At 35.3% G+C, this 5,446-nt stretch carries 5 protein-coding genes; all 5 read left to right on the top strand.

Features of this window, described 5'->3' with window-relative positions:
* On the top strand, positions 1–3,500 hold a 3,500-nt coding region (locus BUA88_RS15680), incomplete at its 5' end, for an RHS repeat-associated core domain-containing protein (RefSeq protein ID WP_143151466.1).
* 4 nt (positions 3,501–3,504) lie between these two features.
* Positions 3,505–3,972, top strand: coding sequence for a hypothetical protein (locus tag BUA88_RS15675; protein ID WP_072919694.1), 468 nt, complete (start codon positions 3,505–3,507; stop codon positions 3,970–3,972).
* A gap of 22 nt (positions 3,973–3,994) precedes the next feature.
* Entirely contained in the window at positions 3,995–4,420 is a 426-nt protein-coding gene (locus tag BUA88_RS15670) for a hypothetical protein (RefSeq protein WP_072919692.1), read from the top strand.
* 146 nt (positions 4,421–4,566) lie between these two features.
* On the top strand, positions 4,567–4,746 hold the full coding sequence (locus BUA88_RS16130) for a hypothetical protein (RefSeq protein WP_143151465.1): 180 nt from the start codon (positions 4,567–4,569) through the stop codon (positions 4,744–4,746).
* A 141-nt stretch (positions 4,747–4,887) separates the two neighbouring features.
* A complete protein-coding gene (locus BUA88_RS15665) occupies positions 4,888–5,427 on the top strand; it encodes a hypothetical protein (RefSeq protein WP_143151464.1) in 540 nt (179 codons plus the stop codon).
* The last annotated feature ends 19 nt before the right edge of the window (positions 5,428–5,446 follow it).

Below are 5,446 nucleotides of genomic sequence, written 5' to 3'. Positions count from 1 at the left end.
CTCTTTTTGATTATGATGAAAAGGGTAACGTAAATACCATAACTGATCCAGACGGAGTGGTTACAGAGTATGCTTATGATGAGCTTAACCGTGTAGTGGAGACAACCACAGCTGACGGAGCAGTTACTACATACGAATACGATAACGCTGATAGAATCGTAAAGACTACAGATGCTCTTGGTAATACAAGAGAGTATACCTATGATGAAATGGGTAAGGTGACATCTGTAAAAGAGGCAGACGGTACAGTAAAGAACTTTGAAATGAATGTCATGGGACGTGTTTCAAAGGTAGTTGATGAGGCTGGCTTTGTAACAGAAATCACTTATAACGTAATGGGTAAGCAGGAGGAAGTTCTCCTGCCTAATGGTGGTACCATTAAATATGAGTACGACCCTCTTATGCGTCTTACTAAGGTTACAGATCCAGAGGGAAGAACAAGCAGCTATGAGTATGATAAGAATGGAAATGTGGTAGCTGAGTATCTTGGTGATATAAAGGTAAGAAGTCTAGAGTATGATGTTCTTAATCGCATCATAAAAGAGATAGATGCTCTTGGTCATGAGAAAACCTATGCTTATGACGAAAATGGAAATGTAATTGAAGCAACAGATACTTTAGGTAATAAGTTCACAAGAGACTATGACTTACTTGGCAGAGTAATCTCTGAGACAGATGCTCTTGGAAATAAGACATCTTATACATACACAAAGCTTGGAAATATTGAATCAGTTACAGATGCTGCAGGAAGAGTTCGTAAATACGAATACACAGATGGTGGAAAGCTTAAGGCTATCTATTTCTGCGGAAGATTAGAGCAGAGCCTTGATTATGATACAGTCGGAAGAATTGTAAAGAGAAGCTTTGCTGATGGCTATGAAATTTCTTACAGCTATGATGCAAGAAGCCAGGTATCAAAGGTGGAGGCATCTGATGGAAGATGCGTGTCTTATGAGTATGATGCCATGGGACGTGCCACAAAGGTAGAGGATGGACGTAGCACTACTCTTTATACTTACACAGCTACAGGTCGATTAAAGAGTGTAGTGGATGCTCTTGGAAACGAGACAGCATACACATATGATGCTCTTGATAACCTTAAGAGTGTTTACAGAGCTGAAGGCAGAGTTGAAGATGACAAGATGCCTGTAGTAAGTGAGGATGGTCACGTAACACTCTATTCTTACGACCTTTCAGGACAACTTACAAAGATAACAGACGCCCTTGGTCAGGAAGAGACTTATGAGTACGACCAGTATGGACGTCTTAAGACAAAGACTGACAGGGATAACTTTGCCACAAGCTACAGCTACAATAACCTTGGTGCAGTGACTAAGGTAGGCTATGGTGATGGCAGAAGCGTAGAGTTTGCTTATAACGAGTTAAATCAGCTTAAAGAGATTAATGACTGGCTTGGAAAGACTACCCTTGAAAACGATATTTTAGGTCGTCTCACAAAAGTAACAGATTACCAGAACAGAACTGTAGGTTACGAATACAATACCATAGGAGAAAAGACAAAACTTGTTTATCCAGATGGAAGAGTAGCTGCTTATACATATGATGCAGAAGGAAAGCTTTCAGGCGTTTCTGGAAATGGTGAGGAGACTACATACTCTTATGATGAGCTTGGAAGACTCTCACTTAAGCTTCTTCCAAATGGTGTTTCTACAGAGTATTCATACCTTCCAGGTGGAAATCTTGAGAGTATGACAAGCTACGACAGTAAGGGCGAGCTTGATAAGTATTTCTATTCTTATGACAATGCAGGTCTTATCTCTGGAATCAACAGAGAAAGACGTGGGCTTGAAGCTGTTTCTGGTCACTATAGATATCAGTACGATGAAATCGGCCGACTCACACAGACCACTCATGATGGAATGGTTAAGTCTGCCTATGAGTACGATGCATTTGGAAACAGAACTTTACTTGCTGAAAACGAAACAAGAACTTCATACACATATGATGTCCTTGACAGACTTGTAGAGGCAAAAGAATTAAACAATAGCCAGGCTATCGTAAAGACGTATTCATACGATAAGCGAGGCAACCAGACAAAAGAATTTGTAGATGGTCTTTTACAAAAGACCTTTACTTTTGATGCAACAAATATGCTTTCAAAAGTGGTAGACTCAAATAAGGGAGAGGTAGAGAACCAGTATAACGGTCTTGGCTTTAGAGTAGCATCTACCCGCCCAGAAGAGAAAATTGAATATCTTTGTGACCTTTCAAGAGACTACTATAACCTTCTTGAGCGCACAGTTAACGGCGAGACAGAAAGCTTCATCTATGATAACAATGTAGTAAGCATGAGCAAATCCGGCAATAACTACTACTATCTCCAGGATGAACTCGGTTCTCCAATGTACATGACAGGAACAGATGGTGTAGCTGTAAGTTCATACGCTTTCGATGACTTCGGAAGAAACATCGACCCAAGAACAGGAAAACAAAGAGCGCATGAATACACTACAAACGGCAACATCATACAGCCATTTGCTTTCACAGGCTACCAGGAGGATGAAGTATCTGGTCTTAAGTTTGCACAGGCGAGATTCTATGATGCCAATACAGGCAGATTCCAGAGTGAGGATAATGTAAAAGGATTTATTGATAGCCCGTTTACAATGAACCATTATGGCTACTGCTGGGGCAATCCTGTTGGATTAGTTGATAGGGATGGAAATTTACCTAAGTGGATGACTGATGCGGCAAATGCAGTTAACAATGGTGTTAATGCTGTGGCAAGTGGAGTGAAAAATGCGGTAAATGCTACTGGTGATTTTATAAATAATAATAAAGAAATTGTTGGTGGAATAACTGTTGGCTTAGGTGTAGTAGCAGGAGTTGTTTTGTCAGCAACGGTATCACCTGCTTTAGGAGGAGCAGTTGGAGGAGCACTTGTGGATTTGGGTACTCAAGTAGCTCAAAATGGAACAAATGTTGATTGGATTGAAGTTGGTATAGCAGGAGCAGGCGGTGCGTTAAGTGGTCTTGCAGGAAACGCAACATATATAAGCGAAGGTGTTAAAGCTGCAAAGGTTTTAAATCCATTGTTGCATGTTGCCGGTGGAACACTTGCTGACACTGCTACGGATGCAGCTATTGATCTACGACAAGGAGATTTTTCAGTTACTAGTACAGTTGATAATGCAATTTATAATTTAAAGGCTAATGGAATTGCTGAGACCGCTTCGGTAGTCACAGAGCTTTACGGAAAGCTTGTAAAGAAACGTATTGCCAAGAAACCAAAGTATGCAGATAAACTGGATGATGTAGAAAACGCAAAGCGTAATTTGGATAGGGCTAGGGCAAAAGGGAAAAATAAGACTCGAATACGAAGACTTCAATGCGAATATAATCATAAAATTAATCAATTAAGTAAAATAAAGGAAGATTTCTTTAAGCCGTATAAGGTGGGAAGTAAATTTTTCACAGATTATATGGTAAATGGTTACATAGAAAGTAAGAATGCAATAAATGATTTTTGCGAGGGTTAAGTGAATGAGTAAGAAAACATATACAAACGAATTTGTTGTAAAACTGAATTGGGTTGGTGTTTTTGAAATGATAACATTATTTGTGGGAATACTATTGTCATTTGTTTTATTTGGTTTTTTGTGGCAACAGATAAATAATACAACTGAGAAGGGTATGAAAGCTGTAATAGTTTTGAGTATACCAGTATTGATGTTATTGTTTTGCGTTTGGTTAATAATACCTATGCTATTTAACAAGATTGAGGTAAAAGGTGATACTATAATAATTCATAAAGCCTTTGGAAAAATAACAACTGTAAATGCTTCTGAAATAGTTAGTTATTCAAACAAAGAGTCTTTTCAAAAGGGACATAGGTATTATCACTCGTTAATAGTATATGGCGAAAAAGATTCGATAGAGATTAGAAATGATATTTATAAGAATTATGATTTGTTAATGTATTATCTTAGTAAAAAGTGCATAGGTAAGTAAAATAGTTTTATAAGGAACTCGTATGAAAAGAACGTTTAAACCTTTTTTTAGAAAAAGAGTTATCGGATTTTTATCGGCAGTAATACCATTAGCATTCGTTTTTATGAGTAGGGTTATGCATTACAACTATGTTAGTAACTATATAGATAGTAAAAAAATGGTGCTATCAATGTCGATAACGATATTAGTTTTGTTCGTATTAATCATTTTATTAGGAGCAAAAAAAATTATAGTTTCAGATGAAAATATTCAAGAAAGAAGTTTCTTTCACAAGCGCATTTTTAGATATAGAGAGATAGACAATTGTATTTATGATAGTTCACAAAAAAAAATAATGATGTTTATAAATGGAAAAGTAAGAATAATAAAAATAGTTAATTATGATTATGAATCTGTTCTTAAAGAACTAAGACAACATATTGTTATTGAATCATTTTATTCAGAGTGAAAAATTCTCTCCACTATAGCAAAATAAAAATATGTAGTAGAATTGGACCCGTAAGCCTTTACATAATAATATCTATTTTTGTAGTTTTGCCTCTTTATAAAGATAAAAAACTTCTTTCGCAAAATAGTTTTGAATGTACACATGGAGTGGTTTATCAAGAAGTTCTAGATGGTGGAGTATTGGGGTTATTCAAGACTATTATTGATGTTGATGGTAATGATGTTGAGTACAATGTTCTATATGCAGAAAAGAACATTAAAAAAGGTGATTTGGTAAAAGTTACTTATCTTCCAAACTCAATGTATGCTATTGTTGAGTTAAATTAAAATAGAAAGAAAACTAAAAGATTAATCTAAATTTACGTGTAACTAGACAAAAGAGTATAAAGAAATAAAGAATATTATCAAAAGTGGTATTGATTATTTGTTTGAAATAAATCCAGAAAACCATTGGTGTTAGGCGATTAAATGAAAATATTAAAGTATTTAATTATAATAACGATTGTTCCGTTTGTTTTGGATATTTTAAAGTATAGAAGTGAACCTAAGAATTATACAAGGTCTCTAAACAAATTCACAATTCGAACAGGAAATTCTATGATATTAATTGGCGTAGGATGGTTTGTAATAACATCAGCTTTACTTTTGGGATGGATTTATTTTGATGAAGAATTTTCATCAGCTGCAATTGGATTATTTGTTGTTTTTTATTTTCTTTCATTACTTTCCTTCTTATATGCCACTCCAAGATTTTGGGATATAGTGGTAGATGGAGATGATATTATTGTTATTAAATTGTTTATACTAAAAAAGCAAACTAAATTCTCTGAGCTTAGTAAAGTTGAAATAGCTAACAATAATTATATAAAGGTATTTAAGTCAGGTAGAAAAAGAACCTTCTTCTTGATTGATCCTATGATGAAAGGAAAAAATAATTTTCTTAAAAGAATAGAGAAGGAAAATATACCTCTTTTCGACAAAAGAAAGACAGACGAGAATAATACTTAATAAACCGATTCATGTTTAA

It is taken from the genome of Pseudobutyrivibrio xylanivorans DSM 14809, from assembly GCF_900141825.1.
In the GTDB taxonomy this organism is placed as follows: Bacteria; Bacillota; Clostridia; order Lachnospirales; family Lachnospiraceae; genus Pseudobutyrivibrio; species Pseudobutyrivibrio xylanivorans.
The sequence above is the reverse complement of the archived record's forward strand: the minus strand, read 5'-3'. Positions and strand labels throughout refer to the sequence as shown.

What these genes read in the sequence shown, in the direction of transcription:
- BUA88_RS15675 (WP_072919694.1), top strand. Translation starts at nt 3,505, where the DNA reads ATGAGTAAGAAAACATATACAAACGAATTTGTTGTAAAACTGAATTGG.
- BUA88_RS15670 (WP_072919692.1), top strand. Translation starts at nt 3,995, where the DNA reads ATGAAAAGAACGTTTAAACCTTTTTTTAGAAAAAGAGTTATCGGATTT.
- BUA88_RS15665 (WP_143151464.1), top strand. Translation starts at nt 4,888, where the DNA reads ATGAAAATATTAAAGTATTTAATTATAATAACGATTGTTCCGTTTGTT.